The 22,956-nt window shown below is 54.4% G+C and carries 24 protein-coding genes; 12 read left to right on the forward strand and 12 right to left on the reverse strand.

Annotation, left to right across the window (positions count from 1 at the left end):
• Nucleotide 1: 1 nt before the first annotated feature.
• The 5 genes from ymcF to HMPREF0201_RS11705 all read right to left on the reverse strand — a co-directional run bounded on the left by ymcF (nt 2) and on the right by HMPREF0201_RS11705 (nt 3,020).
• A complete protein-coding gene (gene ymcF / locus HMPREF0201_RS23365; RefSeq protein WP_371810769.1) occupies nt 2-244 on the reverse strand; it encodes a cold shock small protein YmcF in 243 nt (80 codons plus the stop codon).
• Between the two features lie 71 nt (nt 245-315).
• Nucleotides 316-762 carry a YcgN family cysteine cluster protein gene (locus tag HMPREF0201_RS11690; protein WP_016536875.1) on the reverse strand — a complete coding sequence of 149 codons (447 nt, stop codon included), beginning with the start codon at nt 760-762 and terminating at the stop codon, nt 316-318.
• Nucleotides 763-851: 89 nt separating this feature from the next.
• Entirely contained in the window at nt 852-1,511 is a 660-nt protein-coding gene (locus HMPREF0201_RS11695; RefSeq protein WP_016536876.1) for a fumarylacetoacetate hydrolase family protein, read from the reverse strand.
• A gap of 90 nt (nt 1,512-1,601) precedes the next feature.
• Nucleotides 1,602-2,669, reverse strand: coding sequence for a lytic murein transglycosylase (locus HMPREF0201_RS11700; RefSeq protein ID WP_039898324.1), 1,068 nt, complete (start codon nt 2,667-2,669; stop codon nt 1,602-1,604).
• A gap of 75 nt (nt 2,670-2,744) precedes the next feature.
• The gene (locus HMPREF0201_RS11705) at nt 2,745-3,020 is read right to left on the reverse strand and encodes a YcgL domain-containing protein (RefSeq protein WP_016536878.1); all 276 of its coding nucleotides are present in this window, start codon (nt 3,018-3,020) and stop codon (nt 2,745-2,747) included.
• Between the two features lie 126 nt (nt 3,021-3,146).
• On the opposite strand from HMPREF0201_RS11705, the gene minC reads away from it, so the two are divergent.
• From minC to minE, 3 genes are read left to right on the forward strand one after another with little or no spacing between them, the layout of a single operon-like run.
• Complete coding sequence (gene minC / locus HMPREF0201_RS11710; protein ID WP_039898325.1) at nt 3,147-3,857, forward strand: septum site-determining protein MinC; 711 nt, start codon at nt 3,147-3,149, stop codon at nt 3,855-3,857.
• 24 nt (nt 3,858-3,881) lie between these two features.
• Nucleotides 3,882-4,694 carry a septum site-determining protein MinD gene (gene minD / locus HMPREF0201_RS11715; protein ID WP_016536880.1) on the forward strand — a complete coding sequence of 271 codons (813 nt, stop codon included), beginning with the start codon at nt 3,882-3,884 and terminating at the stop codon, nt 4,692-4,694.
• A 3-nt stretch (nt 4,695-4,697) separates the two neighbouring features.
• Entirely contained in the window at nt 4,698-4,973 is a 276-nt protein-coding gene (gene minE / locus HMPREF0201_RS11720; RefSeq protein ID WP_016536881.1) for a cell division topological specificity factor MinE, read from the forward strand.
• 143 nt (nt 4,974-5,116) lie between these two features.
• Here the strand turns inward: minE and rnd are convergent, their stop codons facing one another.
• From rnd to yoaA, 5 genes are all read right to left on the reverse strand, one after another.
• Nucleotides 5,117-6,238: a ribonuclease D gene (gene rnd / locus HMPREF0201_RS11725; protein WP_115586359.1), complete on the reverse strand. Its 1,122-nt coding sequence runs from the start codon at nt 6,236-6,238 to the stop codon at nt 5,117-5,119.
• A gap of 69 nt (nt 6,239-6,307) precedes the next feature.
• Nucleotides 6,308-7,993 carry a long-chain-fatty-acid--CoA ligase FadD gene (gene fadD / locus HMPREF0201_RS11730; protein WP_147293949.1) on the reverse strand — a complete coding sequence of 562 codons (1,686 nt, stop codon included), beginning with the start codon at nt 7,991-7,993 and terminating at the stop codon, nt 6,308-6,310.
• Between the two features lie 203 nt (nt 7,994-8,196).
• Entirely contained in the window at nt 8,197-8,787 is a 591-nt protein-coding gene (locus tag HMPREF0201_RS11735; RefSeq protein WP_016536884.1) for a Slp family lipoprotein, read from the reverse strand.
• Between the two features lie 40 nt (nt 8,788-8,827).
• Nucleotides 8,828-9,523, reverse strand: a complete 696-nt coding sequence (gene tsaB / locus HMPREF0201_RS11740) for a tRNA (adenosine(37)-N6)-threonylcarbamoyltransferase complex dimerization subunit type 1 TsaB (protein ID WP_016536885.1) — start codon at nt 9,521-9,523, stop codon at nt 8,828-8,830.
• Between the two features lie 68 nt (nt 9,524-9,591).
• Nucleotides 9,592-11,502 carry a DNA repair helicase YoaA gene (yoaA, locus tag HMPREF0201_RS11745; protein ID WP_016536886.1) on the reverse strand — a complete coding sequence of 637 codons (1,911 nt, stop codon included), beginning with the start codon at nt 11,500-11,502 and terminating at the stop codon, nt 9,592-9,594.
• Nucleotides 11,503-11,630: 128 nt separating this feature from the next.
• Between yoaA and HMPREF0201_RS11750 the strand changes: the two genes are divergently transcribed.
• Nucleotides 11,631-11,975, forward strand: a complete 345-nt coding sequence (locus tag HMPREF0201_RS11750; RefSeq protein WP_016536887.1) for a RidA family protein — start codon at nt 11,631-11,633, stop codon at nt 11,973-11,975.
• Nucleotides 11,976-11,996: 21 nt separating this feature from the next.
• On the opposite strand, the gene HMPREF0201_RS11755 is transcribed toward HMPREF0201_RS11750, so the two are convergent.
• On the reverse strand, nt 11,997-12,197 hold the full coding sequence (locus HMPREF0201_RS11755; protein WP_016536888.1) for a YoaH family protein: 201 nt from the start codon (nt 12,195-12,197) through the stop codon (nt 11,997-11,999).
• 71 nt (nt 12,198-12,268) lie between these two features.
• Here HMPREF0201_RS11755 and pabB point away from each other — a divergent pair, with 71 nt between their 5' ends.
• The 4 genes from pabB (at nt 12,269) to HMPREF0201_RS11775 (ending at nt 17,548) form a co-directional block, all read left to right on the forward strand.
• Entirely contained in the window at nt 12,269-13,627 is a 1,359-nt protein-coding gene (pabB, locus tag HMPREF0201_RS11760) for an aminodeoxychorismate synthase component 1 (protein ID WP_039898329.1), read from the forward strand.
• Between the two features lie 3 nt (nt 13,628-13,630).
• Nucleotides 13,631-14,227, forward strand: a complete 597-nt coding sequence (locus HMPREF0201_RS11765) for a CoA pyrophosphatase (protein WP_016536890.1) — start codon at nt 13,631-13,633, stop codon at nt 14,225-14,227.
• Between the two features lie 183 nt (nt 14,228-14,410).
• Nucleotides 14,411-15,775, forward strand: coding sequence for an L-serine ammonia-lyase (sdaA, locus tag HMPREF0201_RS11770; RefSeq protein ID WP_039898330.1), 1,365 nt, complete (start codon nt 14,411-14,413; stop codon nt 15,773-15,775).
• Nucleotides 15,776-15,949: 174 nt separating this feature from the next.
• A complete protein-coding gene (locus HMPREF0201_RS11775) occupies nt 15,950-17,548 on the forward strand; it encodes an EAL domain-containing protein (RefSeq protein ID WP_016536892.1) in 1,599 nt (532 codons plus the stop codon).
• Here the strand turns inward: HMPREF0201_RS11775 and yoaE are convergent, their stop codons facing one another.
• The gene (gene yoaE / locus HMPREF0201_RS11780; RefSeq protein WP_016536893.1) at nt 17,549-19,111 is read right to left on the reverse strand and encodes a CNNM family cation transport protein YoaE; all 1,563 of its coding nucleotides are present in this window, start codon (nt 19,109-19,111) and stop codon (nt 17,549-17,551) included. It abuts the gene before it with no gap.
• Between the two features lie 475 nt (nt 19,112-19,586).
• Between yoaE and manX the strand changes: the two genes are divergently transcribed.
• From manX to HMPREF0201_RS11800, 4 genes are all read left to right on the forward strand, one after another.
• Complete coding sequence (gene manX, locus HMPREF0201_RS11785) at nt 19,587-20,549, forward strand: PTS mannose transporter subunit IIAB (protein WP_016536895.1); 963 nt, start codon at nt 19,587-19,589, stop codon at nt 20,547-20,549.
• A gap of 63 nt (nt 20,550-20,612) precedes the next feature.
• Nucleotides 20,613-21,410, forward strand: coding sequence for a PTS mannose/fructose/sorbose transporter subunit IIC (locus HMPREF0201_RS11790; RefSeq protein ID WP_016536896.1), 798 nt, complete (start codon nt 20,613-20,615; stop codon nt 21,408-21,410).
• Nucleotides 21,411-21,422: 12 nt separating this feature from the next.
• Complete coding sequence (locus HMPREF0201_RS11795; RefSeq protein WP_016536897.1) at nt 21,423-22,274, forward strand: PTS mannose transporter subunit IID; 852 nt, start codon at nt 21,423-21,425, stop codon at nt 22,272-22,274.
• A gap of 61 nt (nt 22,275-22,335) precedes the next feature.
• On the forward strand, nt 22,336-22,794 hold the full coding sequence (locus HMPREF0201_RS11800; RefSeq protein WP_016536898.1) for a DUF986 family protein: 459 nt from the start codon (nt 22,336-22,338) through the stop codon (nt 22,792-22,794).
• Nucleotides 22,795-22,956 lie beyond the last annotated feature (162 nt).

The following is a 22,956-nucleotide window of genomic DNA, read 5'->3' on the forward strand; positions in this document are numbered from 1 at the left end:
ATTAGCAGCGAGGCTGGGAAGAAGGCAAAGCCTGTTGCGCCAGCGGGCTAAAACCGGAGAAGGTCGCATTTAACGGACGATGAGCGGAAACCTGCATTGCGGATTTGCAAAAGATACAGACTGCGCCATGGGGATTTGATTCTCGGACATCGTAGGAGGAAGTGCGATACTGCGATCCGCCGCATGACGGACACTGGAATAATAAATTCAGGATAAAACTCTCTTGTTTTTGGTTATTGAAAATCCATCCTATCACAAAATTAGTTATAAGAAGGATTTATTTATCTGCCGACTCGCGCCGGCAGAAGCGGGCTATCAATCAGCCCACTCGGGCTTGTTCAGGATATGGTCCTGCCAGTCGCGAACTTCGGACTCTTTCACTGCGATATGGCGTACAGAAATACGCTCGCCGTGCATTGCAGCCTTTGAGCCGGTAATCAGCGGGTGCCACTCAGGCAGCGGTTTTCCTTCGGCCAGCAGGCGGTAAGCGCAGGTATGCGGCAGCCACTCAAAGGTCGGCAGATTGTCACGCGTGAGCTTGATGCAGTCCGGCTCATATTCAAAGCGGCGGACGTAATTTTTGCACTGACAGGTTTTGATGTTGAGCTGCTTACAGGCGACGTTGGTGAAATAAATTTCGTCGGTATCTTCGTCCATCAGCTTATGCAGGCAACACTGGCCGCAGCCATCGCACAGTGATTCCCACTCGGCGTCGCTCATTTCGTCGAGAGTTTTACTTTGCCAGAAGGGAGTGGGTGTCATAGCGGTTCCTGCATTTAAAAATTAAGCTGCACCTTATAAACAGTCTGACACCCGGATGCAAGTTTTGCCGCCCTGAAGCGGCAAATTGTTTACAGCACGCGCGTCGTCAGAGCATGTCCGGCAAAGCAGACTTCCAGCTCGTCGCCGCTGTTTAGCGGGCCAACACCTTCCGGCGTCCCGGTGAGGATAACGTCTCCGGCGCGCAGGGTGAAGAATTTGCTCATATAGGCAATAAGCGGCACTATCTTGTGGATCATGTCTTCGGTATTGCCCTGCTGGCGTACTTCACCGTTAATTTTCAGCTCAAGCGGCGTATTTTGCGGATCGTGAGTGAATTGCGCGGCCGGAATAAAACCGGAAATTGGGCATGAGTTATCAAAGCCCTTGGCTTTTTCCCACGGCTGGCCTGCCTTCTTCATTTTGGCCTGCAGCTCGCGCAAAGTGAGATCCAGCGCGACGCCATAACCGGCAATCGCTTTGCGCACATGCTCTTCACTCGCCTGTTTCAGGGTCGAACCAATCAAAACTGCCAGCTCAACCTCGTGATGCACTGAACCAAAGTCATGCGGCAGCGCCAGCGGCTGGCGGATGTCGCACAGCGCGCTTTCAGGTTTGATAAACACCACCGGTTCGTCCGGGGTTGCACTGCCCATTTCTTTAATATGTTTGGCATAGTTGCTGCCAACACAGACTACTTTATTAACCGGAAAATCCAGCAGCGCACCCTGCCAGTTATGATGTTGATACATGCCTTTCCTCTGCGTCGTTTGTGTTAACTCAGCTTGATACTAGATAAAAAAATCCCCGGTGAATACCGGGGAAGTGTTTCTAACCGTAGCTTATTTAGCAATCGCGTCCGCCATCTTGCCGATGCTGATGGCGAAGTAATAAGAGCGATTCCAGTGCATCAGAGTGCGGAAGTTGTTGAACACCAGAAACGTTCGCCCCTGGCTATCATCCGGCGTCACCAGCCAGCCTTTTTGCGAGGAGGCAGGCAGCATTAAACCGCCCGGCAGCGTTACCCCCAGTTTTTGCCAGCGGGCTACGGTTTTCCCCTGCCCCGGCCGGGTTCCCGCCAGCGCGCTGTTAAAACCGGAGGGAAGCCTGACTTCAAATCCCCAGTTGCCTCCAGAGCGCCATCCTTCGGTCGCCAGATAGTTGGCCGTGGAGGCAAAAACGTCGCTGGTGTTGTTCCAGATATCAATCTTGCCGTCTCCGTCGCCGTCTTTGCCATAGCGCAGCAGGGAGCTGGGCATAAACTGGTTTTGCCCCATCGCCCCGGCCCATGAACCTTTCATCTGCTCCGCGCTAATATCGCCACGCTGAATAATTTTTAGAGCGGCTATCAATTCTTTAGTGAAAAATGCCTCGCGTCGACCTTCAAAAGCCAGCGTTGCCAGGGCGGAGATAACATCCTCTTTGCCCTGAAGCTTGCCAAAGTGACTTTCCATCGCCCATAACGCGACAATGTAGTTACTCTGTACGCCGCTTCTGGCGCTGACTCTGGCAAGCTCTTCACGGTGCTGTAACGCCAGGCTTCGCGCCTGCTTTATTTTTGCCGGAGTAATAACCCGCTTCAGGTAATCATCAAGAGTTATTTTCTTCTCCAGCTGATTACGGTCGGATTTAATTACCCGGTCAACAAAATGAATATGGGCAAAGGCCGACTTCAGGGTGGCATTACCGATCCCCTGAGCTTTGGCTTCGGTTTTTAGTTTTGCTACAAAGGCCGGGAATTCAGCGGGGTCGCGCCCCTGTTCGGCCAGTGTGGTAACGGACGGCGCGGGAGATGCTTTTGCCTGAGGAGTCGCGGAGGCGGCGGGTGCCGCCTCTGCTTTAGACGTTTGGCCGTAACAACTGGCAAGCATTAAGGCGCTGAGGGTCAAACAAAATGCCGAAGTTTTCATCATCCTTCCCGCGATTATTTGTTTTACACATCTTCATGCTTAATGCCCGGAAAAGATTTACCGGCAGTCCGAATTTTATTTTTTAGGACTATTTTCCAGGTGCATTGTCAGCAAACTTTCAATCGGCGGCGGCAGCTGCAAATAATAACCTTCACTTTCCAGTGCCTGTTTAACTTTTTCAAGATCGGCGTTAACCAGTTTCTTACTGCCATCCAGCGGCAGCAGCATCGACAGCACGGGTTTACCAAAGCCTTTCATCAGTTCTTCCGGCACGCGGGAGAAATCGTCCTTTTTTTCGACATAAAGATAAGTCTGGTCACGTTTGGTACTTCTGTAGATCACACAAAACATTTTTTTTACTCTATTTTCGCCAGCTTGTGGCTTGCCTGAATATAAGCTGGACTATAACATGCCTGGTGTACTTCGGAATATCGTCCCACAATTGTGGGGATTGAAACTGAATTGAGTAAGGCCAGGATGTCAAACACGCCAATCGAGTTAAAGGGCAGCAGTTTTACCTTATCTGTGGTTCATTTGCATGATGCACAACCCGAGGTTATTCGCCAGGCTCTGGAAGACAAAATCGCCCAGGCGCCGGCGTTTTTAAAAAATGCCCCGGTAGTGGTTAACGTCGCCAGCCTCGATGGTTCCGTCAACTGGAAAAAAGTACAGCAGGCCGTGACTTCCACCGGCCTGCGCGTGGTGGGGATCAGCGGCTGTAAAGATGAGGCCTTAAAAGCCGAAATCGAGCGGGCTGGCCTGCCATTGTTAAGTGAAGGGAAAGAAAAGGTTGTCAGAACGCCAAAGGCCGCCCCCGCTGAGCCGGTGGTGGTCGCTGCGCCAACTGTTACCCCTGTCACAAAAACACGCTTAATTGATGCCCCCGTGCGTTCCGGGCAGCGCATTTATGCGCCAAACTGTGACCTGATTGTGACCAATCATGTTAGCGCCGGTGCAGAACTGATAGCAGATGGTAATATTCATATCTACGGCGTGATGCGTGGCCGTGCGCTGGCCGGTGCCAGCGGCGAACGTGATGCACAAATATTTTGTACTAACCTGGTAGCAGAGCTGGTCTCTATAGCGGGCGAATACTGGCTGAGTGAGCAGATCCCAGCCGATTATTATGGAAAAGCGGCCCGCCTTAGCCTGGCGGGTGGCGCACTTTCCGTTCAACCTTTGAATTAAGCCCTTTTAACAAGGAAATCCTTTATGGCACGCATTATTGTTGTTACATCGGGTAAAGGGGGCGTCGGTAAGACCACGTCCAGCGCGGCCATCGCTACGGGTTTGGCCCAAAAGGGAAGAAAAACCGTGGTTATCGATTTCGACATCGGCCTGCGTAACCTCGACCTGATTATGGGTTGTGAGCGCCGCGTGGTGTACGACTTCGTTAACGTTATTCAGGGTGACGCGACGCTTAACCAGGCGCTGATCCGCGATAAACGTACCGAACAGCTTTATATCCTGCCTGCTTCACAAACCCGCGATAAAGACGCACTGACCCGCGAAGGCGTGGCCAAAGTGCTGGAAGACCTGAAAAACATGGACTTCGAGTTTATCGTTTGTGATTCCCCGGCAGGCATCGAAACCGGTGCGCTGATGGCGCTCTATTTTGCAGATGAAGCTGTTATCACCACCAACCCGGAAGTCTCCTCGGTGCGTGACTCAGACCGTATTCTCGGCATCCTTTCTTCCAAATCCCGTCGCGCTGAAAACGGTGAAGATCCGATTAAAGAGCACCTGCTGTTAACCCGTTACAACCCGGGCCGCGTCAGCAGAGGCGACATGTTGAGCATGGAAGATGTGCTTGAAATTCTGCGTATTCCGCTGGTTGGGGTTATCCCGGAAGACCAGTCGGTGCTGCGCGCGTCTAACCAGGGCGAGCCGGTTATTCTTGACGCCGAGTCTGATGCGGGTAAAGCCTACTCAGATACCGTTGAACGCCTGCTCGGAGAAGAACGCCCTTTCCGCTTCATTGAAGAAGAGAAGAAGGGTTTCCTGAAACGCCTGTTCGGAGGATAAGTTATGGCATTACTCGACTTTTTTCTGTCACGAAAAAAGAACACCGCCAACATCGCCAAAGAGCGTTTACAGATTATCGTGGCCGAGCGCCGTCGTAGTGATGCAGAGCCGCACTACCTGCCTCAGCTACGCAAAGATATTCTTGAGGTGATTTGTAAATACGTGCAGATCGACCCGGAAATGGTCAGCGTACAGCTGGAACAAAGGGACGGTGATATTTCGATCCTGGAGCTGAACGTTACGCTGCCGGAAGCGGAAGAAGCAAGCAAGTCTGCCTGAATTAAAAAACCCCCTGCATTTGTCAGGGGGTTTTATTTTTCAGAGATCGCTAAAATCTTATTAAGATCTTTCTTAGCAACACCCTGCCAATATATTTCGACCTGAAAATAATACTGTGATTATTTCCAGGTGACGAGACTTTCTTAATAATCAGCCAGCAGTTTTGTTAACGCTTCGGCCATTAATTCAGCGCGCCAGCCGCTAATTAATTCCGGCTCAACGGCCTGTGGCTTCAATTTCCAGTGCCAGTTCAGCAGCTGGTTTATTTGGCGGCGTGAAGCCAGCAGCTCGGCGCTAAGCCCTTTTGCTTCGCTAACTTCCTGCACCAGCGCCTTGATAGCTTTAAATACCCGGCGGTAACCCGGCATATCTACCAGATTTTGTAACGGCTCCGGCAATTCACTCTCAGGCAACGCCTGAGCTTCGGCTACCATCGCCACCAGCGCTTTACCGTGGAAGCGGATTTCGCTGCCGCTAAGGCCCAAAGCGTCCAGCTCTCCGAGCGAGCCAGGCATATAACGCGCAACCTGCCAGAGATTTTCCTCGCGTACCACGAAGTTGACCGCCATATCACGCTCGCGCGCCTTACGCAGACGCCAGGCCGCCAGCTTTTTGAGGCAGGCAAGCTGGCGAGTGCGCAGCTGCCACGCGTTGCTAATTTCGCGCCATGCCTCTTCCGGATCCAGCTGATCGCGACGGCGAGTACACATCAGGCGGCATTCATCCAGAGCCGCGCTCATCCAGCCTGCCGCTTCGGTTTCTGCCATCAGCTTTTGCGCGATCGGCAGCAGGTAAAGCACGTCCGCTGCGGCATATTCACACTGGCGCTCGGTCAGCGGGCGTGCCAGCCAGTCGGTGCGGGATTCGCTTTTGTCCAGCGCGATGCCGGTATATGACTCAACGATGGTAGCGAAGCCGCAGGAGAGCGGGCGCCCGGTGAATGATGCAAGAATTTGGGTATCGATAAACGGATCCGGCAACATGCCAAAAGCGTTCAGGAAGACTTCGAGATCTTCGCTACCGGCGTGCAGGTATTTAACCGTATCGGGATCCTGCAGAAGCGCTTTAAACGGCGACCAGTCGCTAATGGCTAGCGGGTCTATCAACGAGGCCTGCTGGCCGTCATAGAGTTGGATCAGGCCCAGCTGCGGGTAATAAGTACGGGTGCGGACAAATTCGGTGTCCAGCGCCAGCGCGGGGAACTGACGAGCGGCCTGGCAGACGGCGGCCAGTCCTTCATCGGTAGTAATCATCTGGTAGGTCAAATTCAGTTCTCTTAGGTTGCGCCCATAAAAAATGCCGGCGAACCGGCATCAGGACGAGTGACTTGGAGCTCAGACGTTATTGTTGCCTGTCTTGCTCGCTTCGTCACGTAGTTCTCGTCGTAAAATCTTCCCGACGTTAGATTTAGGCAGTTCCGTGCGGAATTCTACCAGTTTCGGCACCTTATAGCCGGTCAGTTGGCGGCGGCAGAAGGCAATCAGCGCCTCTTCGGTCAGGGCCGGATCTTTCTTCACCACGAAGATTTTTACGTTTTCGCCGCTAACGCCAGCAGGAACGCCCACGGCCGCAACTTCCAGCACGCCTTCGTTCTGCATCACCACATCTTCGATTTCGTTTGGATAAACGTTAAATCCGGAAACGAGGATCATGTCTTTTTTGCGGTCAACGATGTTCATAAAACCTTCGTCGTTCATTACCGCAATATCGCCGGTGCGCAGCCAGCCATCCTTGAGGATCTCATCGGTCTCTTTAGGGCGCTGCCAGTAGCCAAGCATCACCTGCGGGCCTTTAACGCACAGTTCGCCAGGTTCGCCCGTCGGCACTTCGTTGCCTTCATCATCAATGAGCTTCACGTCGGTTGACGGCACGGGCAGGCCGATAGAGCCGCTGTGGTAATCAATGTCGTGCGGGTTTGCGCTGACCAGAGGCGCGCACTCCGTCAGCCCGTAGCCTTCAAGCAGGTAACGGCCGGTAAGCTTTTCCCAGCGCTCGGCAACGGCATGTTGAACCGGCATCCCGCCGCCTGCCGAAAGATGCAGGCTGGAGAAGTCGAGCTGCTGGAAGTCTTTATTATTCAGCAGCGCGTTAAAGAGCGTGTTTACGCCGGTCATGGCGGTGAACGGATATTTCGCCAGCTCCTTCACCAGGCCCGGAATATCACGCGGGTTGGTGATTAGCAGGTTTTGCCCGCCGATGTCGATAAACAGCAGGCAGTTAATGGTCAGAGCAAAGATGTGGTACAGCGGCAGCGGGGTCACCACCAGCTCCTTGCCTTCGTGCAGCAGCGGGCTGTATGCCGCCCTCACCTGTTCGAGGTTCGCCAGCATGTTGCGGTGGGTAAGCATTGCGCCCTTCGCCACGCCGGTGGTGCCGCCGGTATATTGCAGGAAGGCAAGATCGTCATTGAGGATCTCAGGCTTGATGTACTGCATGCGGTAGCCGCTTTGCAGCGCCCGGCGGAAGGAAATAGCGTGTGGCAGATGGTATTTTGGCACCAGACGCTTAATGTACTTCACCACAAAGTTAACCAGCGTGCCTTTTGCCCCGGAGATTTGATCGCCAAGCCGGGTCAGGATCACATGCTTAACCTGCGTTTTTTCGACAACTTTTTCCAGCGTGTGGGCAAAGTTCGACACTATAACGATAGCGCTGGCGCCGCTGTCGTTCAGCTGGTGCTCCAGCTCGCGCGGGGTATAAAGCGGGTTAACGTTAACCACCACCATTCCGGCACGTAAAATACCAAATAGCGCCACCGGATATTGCAGCAGGTTTGGCATCATCAGCGCTACGCGGTCGCCTTTCTTAAGACCCAGCCCCTGCTGCAAGTAAGCGGCAAATGCCCGGCTGCGCTCTTCCAGTTTACGGAAGGTCATCACCTCACCCATATTGATAAAGGCGGGCTTATCGGCATAGCGAGTCACGGCCTGCTCAAACATATCAACCAGGGATTGATAGCGATCGGGATTTATTTCAGCCGCAACGTCGGCCGGGTAGCGGTTAAGCCAAACCTTATTCAAGGATCCACCTCTGAAATTATTATTTGTCGTCATCACAACCCCAGGCAACACACATTTCGTTAACATAATATTAACTCAGCGTACCAGTTTATTAATTAGCCTGATTAAAGGTTGCGAAGCGCATCACTAAATTTTTTCATCCGTCCTGGATAAAAACAAACAGCGGCCAGGCCGCTGTTTGAAAGTATTTTTAAAACAACAGATTATTCGGTTACAACGGTTTGCACCTGTGCGGGCCCCGGGTTATACCATCCGCCCCACATGCCGTAGTGGCCGCGGTACGGGTAAGGCCCGCCCCAGAACCACGGGTCAATTGGCTGCGGCGGCATCACCACCTGCTGGGTAACGTTCCAGCGTTTATAGCCGATGGCCTGCATGGTCATAAACTTATAAGGCGTCTGGCCGATTTTCCCCTCGGTGGTGCCGGTAATCGGCCCAACTACGGTCACCAGCTGGTTTCGGAAGTCTACCGGATCGAGGAAACCGTTCACGTCCGCATAAATGCGGCCATGAGAAGGCTCGTTCAGGGCCGGCCGGGCACCTTCATCCAGGCTAACGGTGGCAATCTCCAGACGGGTTTTCCCCTTCAGATTATCCACATTGACCACCCGACCACCGAAGCGAGCTTCCTGCCCTACATAAAGATTTGGAGCGCTCATTACCGCCGTCAAATCTTGCTGAGGCGTCGCGGAAGTCCCTTTAATGGCATCCGGCACGCTAACGCAGCCGCTTAAAACCAGCGCTGCCGTGGCGGCAAGCAGCCAACTGCACTTTTTAACATTACGAACAGCCATACCTCATCTCCTTACCTCTGCCCCGTTCAGGGCGCGGGCATTACTCTCTGCCGGGAAGCTTTTTCCAGGTCACTTCATTGCGCAGATAGACCGGCTCGGCGTGCTCAACGGCGACGGTTTGCCCGGCGTTGAAGGCCAGCAGCGCGAGCGGCAGCATATCTTCCGCTTCGGGCAGCGTGGTTTCACCGTCCTGCAATATAAGCCCGCTATCCTGAGCCATATCAGGCCAGGCCTGCCAGCCTGTACCGACTGTAGCCCAGCTCCCGCTGAGTTGTTTCAACCGGGCGGCAACGGCGTCCGGCTTAAGCACGGCTTCACTTTCTTCACCGTGCCAGACGCCCTGCTCGTCTCGCTGATATTCGGCCCAGTAAACTTCACCCATGCGGGCGTCGATAGCCGCCAGCACGCGGGTCGCCCCGGTACGGCGGAACGCACCCTGTGCCATTGTGGCAAGCGTAGATACGCCAATCATCGGCAGTTCGGCACCCAGCGCCAGTCCCTGCGCAATACCAATACCAATTCGCACGCCGGTAAAACTCCCCGGGCCGCGCCCGTAGGCGAGTGCGTCCACATCAGACAAAGTAATTTCGCCCTGGTTCAGGATGTCCCGCACCATTGGCAAAATTCTTTGAGTATGCTCGCGCGGGCAGAGTTCGAAATGGGCGTACGACGCCGCGTCGTTTTGCAGGGCAACAGAACAAGCTTCTGTTGCGGTATCGATGGCTAAAATTCGCATGGACTTGCCAACCTCTGGCGGAGATAAGGTCAAAAAACGGCGCGCATCATACCATAGCCTGGCACAAATTACTGCCGGGCTGTGGCATTGAGGAACTCAACTGCCCGATTTATGTCCCGCGTGCGGGGCGTCGGCGGCAGGCTATTGAGGAAAACCGCGCCATAAGGACGCATTACAAGGCGGTTGTCGCAGATAACCAGCACGCCTCTGTCTTCCACGTCGCGGATCAGGCGGCCAACACCCTGTTTTAGCGTGATAACCGCATCCGGTAGCTGGACGTCGTCAAACGGCTCGCCGCCGCGCAGGCGGCAGTCTTCCATGCGCGCTTTAAGCAGCGGATCTTCCGGCGAGGTAAACGGCAGTTTGTCGATTATCACCAGCGAGAGCGCGTCGCCTCTTACGTCAACGCCTTCCCAGAAGCTGCTGGTCGCCACCAGCAAAGCGTTACCGGCCTCCACAAACTGCTGTAGCAGCTGCCCTTTACTGGTTTCGCCCTGCAACAGTACCGGCAGCGTCATGGTCGCGCGGAACTGCTCGGCAAGGTCCCGCATCATCGCGTGGGAGGTACACAGCATAAAACAGCGCCCGTTGTTGGCTTCGATAAGCGGGCGCAGCAGATTTGCCAGATGGCGAGCGCCGTGCGGCTGGTTTGGCGTTGGCAGCCCTCGGGGGACGCACAGCAGCGCCTGCTTTGCATAATCAAACGGGCTTGCCAGCAACAGCGTTTCCGCCTCTTCTATCCCCAGACGCTCGGTGAAATGGCTCATCTTGTCATTCACCGACAGCGTGGCCGAGGTGAATATCCAGCAGCCGGACTTCTCTCGAATCACTTCTTTGAACTTGTCGGCGACGGAAAGCGGCGTTAACGCGAGGGTAAAATGGCGCGAGTTGCATTCGTACCAGTAGCTGTAGCCCGGCTGGTTAATCTCTTTCAGGCGCTTGATGCGCCCGCGGTAAACTACCGCTCGCTCGAAGGCGGCATCCAGCAGCGCTGAGCGCCCAAGGGAGAGCTTCGCCACATCGTAGCAAAGCTCCAGCGCGTCATCTAACAGCAGCAGCGCACGCTGAATGGTAGGTTCGGCCAGCAGCTCGCGCAGGTTGCCCCGGTAGCCGGGGTCGCCGAGCTGGAGCCGGAAGTCCTGGGTACGCTGCGCCAGGCTGTCGGCGCTTTTTTGCAGTTGCTGAGCGTCACGCACCTCGGTGCGGTAGGCAATTGAGATATCTTTGGCAAGGTCCAGAAGCTGGCGGCTGGAGATCGACTGGCCAAAATACTGGCTGGCGATATCAGGAATTTGGTGCGCTTCATCGAAGATAGTGACTTCTGCTTGCGGGATAAGCTCCGCAAAACCGCTCTCTTTCACCACCATATCGGCCAGATAGAGGTGATGGTTTACCACCACTACGTCAGCTTCCATCGCTTTTTTGCGCGCCTTCACCACAAAGCAGTCCTGATACTGCGGGCAGTCCTGCCCCAGGCAGTTATCGTTGGTGCTGGTGACCATCGGCCAGACGGTGGAATCCTCGGCTACCGAGCCGCAGGTGCTGATATCGCCGTCTACGGTTTCAATCGCCCAGTTGCGCAGATGAACAACGTCGCTTAGCGCCTGTACCGGGAGATCGCCCCCCGCCAGCGCCTGCTGTTCAAGCCTTTCAAGGCAAAGATAGTTGGAGCGGCCTTTCAGCAACGCCACGCGCCCGTTGAATTTCAACGCGCCCGAAATGGTTGGCAGGTCACGGGAGAACAGCTGATCCTGTAACGCCTTGGACCCGGTGGAGATAATGACTTTTTTACCAGAGCGCAGCGCGGGAGCAAGATAAGCGTAGGTTTTACCCGTCCCGGTTCCCGCCTCGACTACCAGCTCGCTGCCGGCTTTAATTGCTTTGCTTACCGCCTGCGCCATCTCGCGCTGGGCCTCTCGCGGCCTGAAGCCGGGGATCACCGTAGCCAGTTGGCCGTCTGCTGCAAAATCGTCCGTCACGTTACCCCCTGGTTAAATTGCCAGTGATTATGTCAGCCCCGGCCCGGTTAATCCAGCAAGCCGGTGGAACCCAAAGCGGGATTGTGGCAGGCTGTGCACCACATATCGTTTGTTGTTAAGGAGTTGCCATGAGTATTGTGCGTATAAAACCTGAAGCCCGCTGGTCTGATGCTGTTATTCATAACCAGACCCTGTACTACACCGGCGTACCTGAAAACCTCGATGCCGACGCCTACCAACAGACGGCCAATACCCTGGAACAGATAGACACCCTGCTGGCAGAACTGGGGAGCGACAAAACGCGCATTCTCGATGCCACCATTTTCCTGCCGGACGGCGCGGATTTTGCTGCGATGAATAAAGCGTGGGATGAGTGGGTGGTGGCAGGTCAGGCGCCGGTACGCTGCACCGTACAGGCTAAATTGATGAACCCGCGTTACAAAGTGGAAATCAAAATCATCGCAGCAGTGTAACGCAGAGCCGTTGAGGCCCGGCTAGTCCTGCGGGTCTTCTTCTTCGTCGTCCTCGTCTTCAAAACGTGCGACGACGTTACCGCCGGTATGGGAGGCACGGATTTCACTGGCAACAAGAGCGATAGCTTCGCCGCTGCTCATGCCATCGGCCATCAGTTCGTGAATACGATCGACAGCCTGCTGCTGCTGTTCGTGGCTAAGTGCCGGTAATCCTGAAATCATGTTGAACTCCTGTTACATTGCACACTCCGCCATTTTACGCCGCATCCACCTACACCACCAAGATGAAAGTTATGATGTTTCCTGCTTTTCATGAACTTTGCTGGCAACCCGACGCCGTACAACACTATTTTCGCCCCCTCGCTCATCAACCGTGGGCGATGATGCTGCATTCTGGTTTTGCCGACCACCCGCATAACCGTTTTGACATTATGGTGGCAGAGCCGCTTGCCACCCTGGTGACCCGCGGGCAGCAAACCGTTATTGAACAGCATGGCACCACGACGACGCACGAAGATTGCCCCCTCGCCCTGCTGCAAAAAACTCTGGACGGTTTCGGACTTAAGGCTCAGCCCCGTCCGGATATTCCGTTTTGCGGCGGCGCGCTGGGGTTATTGGGTTACGATCTTGGCCGCCGCTTTGAAAAGCTGCCGACATCCGCCGGGCAGGACTTATGCACGCCGGATATGGCGGTGGGCATTTATGACTGGGCGCTGATTGCCGACCACCAGTTACAGCGGCTGACGCTGGTAAGCTGGGGAGATATAGACAGCAGGCTTGCGTGGCTCAACTCGCTCTCCGGGCCTGAGGCAGGCGAACCTTTTCGCCTCACCGGCGAATGGCAGTCGAATATGTCCCGCGAGGAATACGGCGTGAAATTCCGCCGGATTCAGGAATATTTACGCAGCGGCGACTGCTACCAGGTCAACCTCGCCCAGCGCTTCAGCGTTGGCTATGAGGGCGACGAATGGCAGGCTTTTGAGAAGCTCAACCTGGCAAACGGAGCGCCTTTCAGCGCATTTTTACGCCTGCCGGAAAGCTGTATTCTTAGCCTTTCTCCGGAGCGCTTTGTGCTGCTGGAAGGTCAACAAATTCAGACTCGTCCCATCAAAGGAACGTTGCCGCGCCTGCCCAGTCCTGACGCGGATGCAGAACAGGCCCGCAGGCTGGCCAACTCGCCAAAAGATCGCGCCGAAAACCTGATGATTGTCGATTTGCTGCGCAACGATATTGGCCGCGTGGCGGTGCCGGGCAGCGTGAAAGTGCCGGAGCTGTTCGTGGTTGAACCCTTCCCTGCGGTTCACCATTTGGTTAGCACCATTATCGCCGAACTTCCTGCTACGCTTAGCGCCTGCGATTTGCTTAGGGCCACTTTCCCCGGCGGGTCCATTACCGGGGCGCCAAAAGTCCGTGCGATGGAAATTATCGAGGAACTTGAGCCGCAGCGCCGCAATGCCTGGTGCGGCAGCATCGGCTACATTAGCTTCTGCGGCAATATGGATACCAGCATAACCATCCGTACGCTCACGGCAGAAGGCGGGAAATTATACTGCTCTGCCGGAGGCGGTATCGTTGCCGACAGTAACGAAGCGGCGGAATATCAGGAAACCTTCGATAAAGTTAACCGCATCCTGCCCCTACTGGAGAAATAATGCATGGCTGGTTCGCCCCTGACGCTGAATGACTTCCTGGCTCGTTTTCAACTGCTGCGCCCGGCCGCTGCCCTGCCTGTCAGCAATAAACGTCAGGCTGCGGTGCTGGTGCCGATTGTGCGTCGTCCTCAGCCGGGGCTATTACTTACGCAGCGTTCAATCATGCTGCGTAAACATGCCGGGCAGGTTGCGTTCCCGGGCGGCGCGGTTGACGCCAGCGATAGTTCATTGATTGCCGCTGCGCTGCGAGAAGCACAGGAAGAAGTCGCCATTCCCCCGGAGGCGGTTGAAGTGATTGGTATTCTCCCGCCGGTAGACAGCGTAACAGGTTTCCAGGTCACGCCGATTGTCGGCATTATCCCTCCCGATTTACCCTGGCGCGCCAGCGAGGATGAAGTTGCGGCGGTTTTCGAGATGCCGCTGGCCGAAGCGCTTAGCCTGGGCCGCTACCATCCGCTGGATATTCATCGCCGGGGCAATGCCCACCGGGTCTGGCTCTCCTGGTATCAGCACTATTTTGTCTGGGGTATGACGGCGGGCATCATTCGCGAGCTTTCTTTACAAGTAGAGAGCGATCCAGGCGACACTTTAAATCGCTGAAAATGGCTATATTAAAAGGACATAAAGGCCATAAACTGCCTGCTATTAGGTGGTTTATCGTTAAGCATTAGTTTAAATCATGTGAATAGTTTCCTGGTGGAAGCAATAAATTTTTAAACTAGCGCATAGCCATTTCAAAGCATCATGTTCCATGAAACAGGGTGCTATCAGAGGAGTTCCAGAGTGATTAGTATATTCGACATGTTCAAAGTCGGCATCGGGCCATCCAGCTCCCATACCGTCGGGCCGATGAAAGCCGGGAAACAGTTTGTCGATGACCTGGTCGAAAAAGGATTGCTGGACGCCACCACCCGCATTGCGGTGGACGTCTACGGTTCCCTTTCCCTCACGGGTAAAGGCCACCATACCGATATCGCCATTATTATGGGCCTTGCCGGTAACCAGCCTGACAACGTTGATATCGACTCCATTCCCGCGTTTATCCGCGATGTCGAAGCCCGTGGCCGCCTGCTGATTGCTCAAGGCCGCCATGAAGTCGACTTCCCGCAGGATAACGGCATGCGCTTTCGCAGCGACAACCTGCCGCTGCACGAAAACGGCATGCAGATCCACGCCTATAGCGGCGATAAAGAGATCTACAGCAAAACTTATTACTCCATCGGCGGCGGTTTTATCGTTGATGAAGAGCATTTTGGTAAGGACTCGGTAAACGAAGTCAGCGTGCCTTATCCGTTCAACTCCGCGCAGGAAATGCTCGATCACTGTAAAGAGACCGGCCTTTCGCTCTCCGGCATGATAATGCAGAACGAACTGGCGCTGCACAGCCGCCAGGAGATTGACGATTATTTCGCTAATATCTGGCAGACCATGCGCGCCTGTATCGACCGCGGCGTTAACACCGAAGGCGTGCTGCCTGGCCCGCTGCGCGTGCCGCGTCGTGCTTCTGCGCTGCGTCGCCTGCTGGTATCCAGCGATAAACTCTCCAGCGACCCGATGAACGTTGTGGACTGGGTAAACATGTTTGCCCTGGCGGTTAACGAAGAAAACGCCGCCGGTGGCCGCGTGGTCACAGCCCCGACCAACGGTGCATGCGGTATCGTTCCTGCGGTGCTGGCCTATTACGACCACTTTATCGAACCGGTCACACCTGACGCCTGGACCCGTTATTTCCTCGCCTCCGGCGCAATCGGCGTGCTGTACAAAATGAACGCTTCGATTTCCGGTGCCGAAGTGGGCTGCCAGGGTGAAGTCGGCGTAGCCTGCTCAATGGCGGCCGCAGGCCTCGCGGAACTGCTTGGCGCAAGCCCGGAGCAGGTGTGCGTGGCGGCAGAAATTGGCATGGAGCACAACTTAGGTCTGACCTGCGACCCTGTTGCCGGGCAGGTACAGGTGCCGTGCATCGAACGTAACGCCATTGCGTCGGTTAAGGCTATCAACGCCACGCGTATGGCAATGCGCCGCACCAGCGCCCCACGCGTTTCCCTCGATAAGGTTATCGAGACGATGTACGAAACAGGTAAAGACATGAACGCCAAATACCGCGAAACCTCCCGCGGCGGTCTGGCGATTAAGGTGCAGTGCGACTAATCCCCCAGGCCCTCCCTTTCGGGAGGGCCTTTTACCACCCGTACTCACGTCATTCCCTCAGCGGCGCTTTTTCCCCATTTCGCCCCCTTTATTTCTTTGCCACCCTGATATCCCACTACACTTTGATGATAACGTTACGCATCACAAATTGCGGCGAACACCAGGGACACACGGATGCAAACGGCACAGAGGATTATTTCTGACTATCGCCGCAGGCGAGTTATTGTCTGTGCCACACTGGCCATTATGGTTTTGCTGGTCACGCTTGGCGTGAGGTATGTCACCGAGCGCAATCTTAATGAGCAACGAATCACCCAGTTTAACCAGCGCATCATTACTACCCTTGATACCCTCCTCTCGCCGCTAAATTCCGTGAGTGATGACGTGATGCAGATGGTGGGATCCCGCTGCGAAGACGCACAGTTAAAAATCCGCGAGCATGCGGCAAAAATGCAAACGGTACGCGCCATCGGCCTAATTAAAGACGGGATACTTTATTGCTCCAGTATTTACGGTTCGCGAAACGTTGCCATCCACCAGCTGCACGCCAGGCTGCCGTCCACTACCCCGCTGCTTTTTCTATCGCGTGACAGCTCATTGCTGAAGGGGACGCCGGTGCTTATTTACTGGCGGCCGCTGGCAGGCCAAACGGCCGATGGCGTGATGCTTATCGTCAATATCCAGATGCTAACCAGTTTAGTGCTCAAACCCGAGCACCCGTGGGTTACCCGGGCGATGCTGAATGTTGAAGACTCGCATCTGGAATACGGTGCGGGTCTGGACGGCGAAATTAAGCTCGCCGACGGAGAAGTGATGCACCGAACGGCATCACACCTTTACCCATACTCAATCACCGCAATTGGCCCTTCGCCAAATAGCCTGACGCTCGAAAACCTGCCGGGGCAACTCCCGCTGGCGCTGCTCCTCAGCCTGCTGGTGGGCTACATCGCCTGGCTTGCTACGGCTAACCGTATGAGTTTTTCATGGGAGATAAATCTCGGCCTGGCCGCACGCGAGTTTGAAGTATTTTGCCAGCCGCTCGTCAGCGCGCGCGATTTGCAATGTGTTGGCGTAGAGCTGCTATTACGCTGGAATAACCCGCGCCAGGGCTGGATTTCTCCTGAGGTCTTTATTCCGCTAGCCGAGCAGCAGGAACTGATCGCCCCACTTACCCGCTTTGTTCTGGACGAAGCGGTGAAAAACCTCGACCTATTCCCAAAATCATCGCAGTTCCACATCGGGCTTAACGTCGCCGCCAGCCATTTCCACGACGGAGCGATTATCGATGATTTAAAACGGTATTGGTTCCCAGCCCGCCCGATACAAAAATTAACTCTTGAGCTTACCGAGCGAAACGCCTTGCCGGAGATGGATCATCGCGTAGTGAATGAGCTGCACCAGTTGGGAATCGATCTGGCGATTGACGACTTCGGCACCGGGCATAGCTCGCTGGCCTATCTCGAAACGCTCATTCCAAACGTGCTGAAGATAGACAAGTCGTTTACCGCCGCCATCGGTACCGACGCGGTGAACTCCACGGTAACGGATATTATTATTGCTCTGGGGCAAAGGCTGGGTATTGATTTAGTGGCGGAAGGCGTGGAGACGCAGCAGCAGGCGGACTATTTGCGCCGCAATGGCGTGACGGTGTTGCAGGGTTTTTTATATGCGAAACCAATGCCGTTGCAGGATTTTGCCCGTTGGCTCGAGGGCAACTCGCCGCCGCCCCCTCGCCACGAAGACCGGACTATTCCGGCCTTCCCTCAAGGCTAATTACTCTTCTTCATCCTCGTGTGGAGAACGTTCTTTCTCCACCCGCACCAGATCAACGCGATAATCATTCACTTCAATGATTTGGATGCGCAGCGGCGGAACTTCCACCACATCACCCTGTTTCGGGATGTGTCCATTCACCGCGATAACCAGACCGGCGATAGAGGCAATATCCTCCTCGTTATGGATCAGTCGGGGAATGTCCAGGCGCTGCTGCAACGCGTGCAGATCGGTGGAACCTTTTACCAGCCAGCCGTCTCCGTCGCGAATGATTTCCGGCGTCTCATCGGCATCCGGGAATTCCCCTGCGATGGCTTCCAGTACGTCCAGAGGCGTAACCAGCCCCTGCACCACGCCAAATTCGTCGTTGACGATAACAAAGCTGCCGCGAGCGCGACGCAGTACGCCGAGCAGGTTGATCGGATCCAGCGTTTCCGGCACGACAATAGCCGGTGACTGCGCGGCAATCGCCGCCACATCAGCGCCTTCATCCAGAGCAACCAGCAGCTCTTTGGCACGCACAATGCCGATAATTTCGTCCAGTTCGCCCCGGCACACGGGGAAGAGGCTGTGCGGTGACTCCAGAAGCTGGGCACGGATTTCAGGAATACTTTTCGAGGCGTCAACCCAGGATATCTCACCGCGCGGCGTCATGATGCTGCGCAGGGAGCGAGAGGCCAGCGTCAGCACGCCGTTTATCATGTAGCGCTCTTCTTCAGCGAAGGACTCCGCTTCGATTGGCGTCATGGCTTTGCTGTCTTCGCGATTCTGCACACGTTCCTGACGCTTGCCGCTCATCATGCGCAAAATCGCGTCAGCCGTACGGGCACGCAGCGGCAGGTTGGACTGATGGCGAATAAAGTTGCGGCGCGCAATCTGGTTAAACAACTCAATAATGATTGAGAAGCCAATTGCCGCGTACAGGTAACCTTTCGGAATATGGAAACCAAAGCCTTCCGCGACCAGGCTTAAACCAATCATCAGCAGGAAGCTCAGACAGAGCACAACCACGGTCGGATGTTGGTTCACAAAGTTGGTCAGCGGCTTCGACGCCAGCAGCATCACGCCCATAGCAATGACAACCGCGGCCATCATCACCGGCAGATGGTTAACCATACCCACGGCGGTGATAACCGCATCGAGGGAGAAGACCGCATCCAGCACCACAATTTGCAGCACCACCACCCAAAAGCTGGCGTAGCCTTTACCGTGGCCACCATCGTGCTGGCGGTTTTCAAGCCGCTCGTGCAGCTCGGTCGTCGCCTTAAACAACAGGAAGAGACCGCCCACCAGCATAATTAAATCACGCCCGGAGAAGGTCACGTCCGCAACGCTAAACAGCGGCTGGGTAAGGGTCACCATCCATGAGATCAGCGACAGCAGCCCCAGTCGCATAAACAGCGCCAGCGACAGGCCAATAAGTCGCGCCTTATCGCGCTGCTTTGGCGGAAGTTTATCCGCAAGAATGGCGATAAAGACCAGGTTGTCGATACCCAGCACAATTTCCAGCACCACCAGCGTAAGCAAACCGACCCAGATTTGCGGGTCCATTAACAATTCCATGTCAGGCTCCTGGTTGTGATGTGACAAATCGGCATCCCGTCAAATGAGGGCGCGAAGTGGCTAATTAACTGTGTTTTCGGGCGCGAAACGCCTCTGAGATGGGGGGATTTAACGATCCCGGCAGTGAAAAGACGTCGGTGACGGTCCATACGGTGGGCTACTGCCCTCTACTCCTGAAAATTAATCGGACGCTAACATTATCAAAGGAAAACGGGTTTTGGCAAAGATTTACCTCTCTTTGCAATTTTTTTGCAACTTACGCTGACCATATTTTACAGCGTAATTGTTCGCATCCGTAACAAAGTTAAATTACGGATCTTCATCACATAAATTATTTTTTCACTGTCTAAAATAATTCCGGCAAATGGTTTGTTCTTTTTTGAACGTGTTATCTGAATCGATTCGCTAAGAGCGACTCCGAAACACCACCGCACCCTTCAAGGGGTGATGTAATGACAAAAACAGGAGGTAGCAAGTGACTATTGCTATTGTCATAGGCACACATGGCTGGGCAGCGGAACAATTGCTGAAAACCGCCGAAATGCTATTGGGCGAACAGGAAAACGTTGGCTGGATAGATTTCGTCCCGGGTGAAAATGCTGAAACCCTAATCGAGAAATATAACGCTCAGCTGGAGAAACTCGACACCAGCAAAGGCGTGTTATTCCTCGTGGATACCTGGGGGGGCAGCCCGTTTAACGCGGCAAGCCGAATCGTTGTGGATAAAGAGCATTACGAAGTGGTCGCCGGGGTTAACATCCCGATGCTGGTAGAAACGCTGATGTCGCGCGACGACAACCCAACCTTCGACGACCTGGTCGCCCACGCGGTAGAAACGGGCCGTGAAGGCGTGAAGGCGCTGAAAGCTAAAGTGCAGGAAAAAGCCGCTCCGCCAGCTGCTCCCGCGCCAAAAGCTGCCGCACCGGTTAAACCCATGGGGCCAAATGACTACATGAATATTGGCCTCGCGCGTATCGATGACCGCCTGATTCATGGCCAGGTCGCCACCCGCTGGACCAAAGAAACCAACGTCACCCGCATCATCGTGGTAAGCGATGAGGTCGCGGCCGATACGGTTCGTAAAACGCTGCTGACCCAGGTCGCGCCTCCTGGCGTAACCGCGCACGTTGTCGACGTGGCGAAGATGATCCGCGTTTACAACAACCCGAAATATGCAGGCGATCGCGTGATGCTGCTGTTTACCAACCCTACCGATGTTGAGCGCGTCGTGGAAGGCGGCGTAAAAATCACCTCCGTCAATATCGGCGGCATGGCATTCCGCCAGGGTAAAACCCAGGTGAATAACGCTATTTCCGTGGATGAAAAAGATATCGAAGCTTTCAAAAAACTGAACCAACGCGGTATCGAACTTGAAGCGCGTAAAGTCTCTTCCGATCAAAAACTGAAAATGATGGATCTGATCGCTAAAGTTAAATGATTTTAATTACTTACTATATTGCTCAGATTTCACACATAAGTCATCGTCAATAGGAGAAGTACAATGGAGATTACCACTCTTCAGATTGTGCTGGTGTTTGTCGTAGCCTGTATCGCCGGTATGGAGTCGGTGCTCGATGAATTTCAGTTCCACCGTCCGCTTATCGCCTGTACCTTAATTGGCGCCGTACTCGGCGACATGAAAACCGGCATCATCATCGGCGGTACGCTGGAAATGATCGCCCTGGGCTGGATGAACATCGGTGCAGCCGTAGCGCCCGATGCCGCTCTGGCATCTATTATCTCAACCATCCTGGTTATTGCCGGTCACCAAAGCATTGGGGCGGGTATCGCACTGGCTATTCCGCTTGCCGCGGCAGGCCAGGTACTGACCATTATTGTTCGTACTATCACCGTAGGTTTCCAGCACGCAGCGGATAAGGCAGCCAATAACGGCAACCTGACGGCGCTTTCCTGGATCCACGTTTCCTCTCTGTTCCTGCAGGCTATGCGTATCGCTATTCCGGCGGTTATCGTGGCGATTTCCGTAGGCACCAGCGAAGTCCAGAACATGCTGAACGCCATTCCTGAAGTGGTGACCAGCGGTCTGAACATCGCCGGCGGTATGATTGTGGTTGTCGGTTATGCGATGGTCATCAACATGATGCGCGCAGGCTACCTGATGCCGTTCTTCTACCTCGGTTTCGTTACCGCGGCGTTCACCAACTTCAACCTGGTGGCGCTGGGCGTGATTGGCGCAGTGATGGCCATTCTCTACATCCAGCTGAGCCCGAAATATAACCGTAGCGCGGGTGCTCCACAGGCCGCTGCCGCTAACGATCTTGATAACGAACTGGACTAACAGGTGAGCGAAATGGTTGATACCACTAAATTAGCGACTGAGAAGAAAATCACGCAAAGCGATATCCGTGGCGTATTCCTGCGTTCCAACCTGTTCCAGGGTTCATGGAACTTCGAACGTATGCAGGCGCTGGGCTTCTGCTTCTGTATGGTTCCGGTTATCAAGCGTTTGTACCCGGAAAACAACGAAGAGCGCCGCCAGGCGATTAAACGTCACCTTGAGTTCTTCAACACCCACCCTTACGTTGCGGCCCCTGTACTGGGCGTTACGCTGGCGATGGAAGAACAGCGTGCCAACGGCGCGGAGATCGACGATGGTGCCATCAACGGTATCAAAGTCGGTTTGATGGGGCCGCTGGCCGGTGTCGGTGACCCTATCTTCTGGGGCACCGTGCGTCCGGTATTCGCCGCCCTCGGCGCGGGTATCGCGATGAGCGGCAGCCTGCTCGGCCCGCTGCTGTTCTTTATCCTGTTCAACGCGGTACGCCTGCTGACCCGCTACTACGGCGTGGCCTACGGCTACCGTAAAGGTGTCGATATCGTTAAAGATATGGGCGGTGGCTTCCTGCAAAAACTGACGGAAGGGGCGTCAATCCTCGGCCTGTTTGTCATGGGGGCGTTGGTTAACAAGTGGACCCACGTTAACATCCCGCTGGTGGTGTCGAAAATCACCGACCAGACCGGGGCGGTAAAAGTGACCACCGTGCAGACAATCCTTGACCAGCTGATGCCGGGTCTGGTGCCGCTGCTGCTGACCTTCGCCTGTATGTGGCTGCTGCGCAAAAAGGTCAACGCGCTGTGGATCATTATGGGCTTCTTCGTCATCGGTATTGTCGGTTACGCTATCGGCCTGCTGGGTCTGTAATCGGTTTTTAATAACCGGGGGCATATCGCTCCCGGTTTTTTTATCTCTAACGGGAGGTGTCATGACGTTAACGGATGTCGTACTGGTCGTTTTTATCGCTCTGCTGCTGGCTTTTGCTATCTATGATGAGTTTGTAATGGACAAGCTCAAAGGTAAAACCCTGCTGAAAATCCCTCTTCTGCGCCGCAACCGCGTCGACAGCGCTATCTTCGTTTTCCTGGTTGGCATTCTTATCTACAACAACGTTACCGCTCAGGGCACCCCGCTGACCACATGGTTATTATCTGCTCTGGCGCTGATGGCCATTTATCTGTCGTGGATAAGGCAGCCGAAGATATTGTTCAAAAGCCATGGTTTTTTCTTCGCCAATGTTTGGGTGGAATATAACCGTATTAAAGAGATGAATTTATCGGAAGATGGCGTGCTGGTGATGCAATTAGAGCAGCGGCGCTTACTGGTGCGGGTAAAGAATATTGATGACCTTGAGAAGATTTACAAGTTAATGGTTAAAACTCAATAAGTTAAAATTATAGCAATGTCTATATTTGTGGGTTATTTTTCACCATTAAAAACATAGCCTTGGCTATTTCATAAGCTTTGTGTGTCTATATTTTTAACTTTATTTTAGCATCTGCATTTAAATGAAAATCGTTATCAACTAATTGTCGATAAATTAAAATTC

The sequence above is a fragment of the Cedecea davisae DSM 4568 genome, assembly GCF_000412335.2.
Lineage (GTDB): Bacteria > Pseudomonadota > Gammaproteobacteria > Enterobacterales > Enterobacteriaceae > Cedecea > Cedecea davisae.

What these genes read in the sequence shown, in the direction of transcription:
- HMPREF0201_RS11690 (WP_016536875.1), bottom strand. Translation starts at nt 762, where the DNA reads ATGACACCCACTCCCTTCTGGCAAAGTAAAACTCTCGACGAAATGAGC.
- HMPREF0201_RS11695 (WP_016536876.1), bottom strand. Translation starts at nt 1,511, where the DNA reads ATGTATCAACATCATAACTGGCAGGGTGCGCTGCTGGATTTTCCGGTT.
- HMPREF0201_RS11700 (WP_039898324.1), bottom strand. Translation starts at nt 2,669, where the DNA reads ATGAAAACTTCGGCATTTTGTTTGACCCTCAGCGCCTTAATGCTTGCC.
- HMPREF0201_RS11705 (WP_016536878.1), bottom strand. Translation starts at nt 3,020, where the DNA reads ATGTTTTGTGTGATCTACAGAAGTACCAAACGTGACCAGACTTATCTT.
- minC (WP_039898325.1), top strand. Translation starts at nt 3,147, where the DNA reads ATGTCAAACACGCCAATCGAGTTAAAGGGCAGCAGTTTTACCTTATCT.
- minD (WP_016536880.1), top strand. Translation starts at nt 3,882, where the DNA reads ATGGCACGCATTATTGTTGTTACATCGGGTAAAGGGGGCGTCGGTAAG.
- minE (WP_016536881.1), top strand. Translation starts at nt 4,698, where the DNA reads ATGGCATTACTCGACTTTTTTCTGTCACGAAAAAAGAACACCGCCAAC.
- HMPREF0201_RS11735 (WP_016536884.1), bottom strand. Translation starts at nt 8,787, where the DNA reads ATGGCTGTTCGTAATGTTAAAAAGTGCAGTTGGCTGCTTGCCGCCACG.
- tsaB (WP_016536885.1), bottom strand. Translation starts at nt 9,523, where the DNA reads ATGCGAATTTTAGCCATCGATACCGCAACAGAAGCTTGTTCTGTTGCC.
- HMPREF0201_RS11750 (WP_016536887.1), top strand. Translation starts at nt 11,631, where the DNA reads ATGAGTATTGTGCGTATAAAACCTGAAGCCCGCTGGTCTGATGCTGTT.
- HMPREF0201_RS11755 (WP_016536888.1), bottom strand. Translation starts at nt 12,197, where the DNA reads ATGATTTCAGGATTACCGGCACTTAGCCACGAACAGCAGCAGCAGGCT.
- pabB (WP_039898329.1), top strand. Translation starts at nt 12,269, where the DNA reads ATGATGTTTCCTGCTTTTCATGAACTTTGCTGGCAACCCGACGCCGTA.
- HMPREF0201_RS11765 (WP_016536890.1), top strand. Translation starts at nt 13,631, where the DNA reads ATGGCTGGTTCGCCCCTGACGCTGAATGACTTCCTGGCTCGTTTTCAA.
- HMPREF0201_RS11775 (WP_016536892.1), top strand. Translation starts at nt 15,950, where the DNA reads ATGCAAACGGCACAGAGGATTATTTCTGACTATCGCCGCAGGCGAGTT.
- yoaE (WP_016536893.1), bottom strand. Translation starts at nt 19,111, where the DNA reads ATGGAATTGTTAATGGACCCGCAAATCTGGGTCGGTTTGCTTACGCTG.
- HMPREF0201_RS11790 (WP_016536896.1), top strand. Translation starts at nt 20,613, where the DNA reads ATGGAGATTACCACTCTTCAGATTGTGCTGGTGTTTGTCGTAGCCTGT.
- HMPREF0201_RS11795 (WP_016536897.1), top strand. Translation starts at nt 21,423, where the DNA reads ATGGTTGATACCACTAAATTAGCGACTGAGAAGAAAATCACGCAAAGC.
- HMPREF0201_RS11800 (WP_016536898.1), top strand. Translation starts at nt 22,336, where the DNA reads ATGACGTTAACGGATGTCGTACTGGTCGTTTTTATCGCTCTGCTGCTG.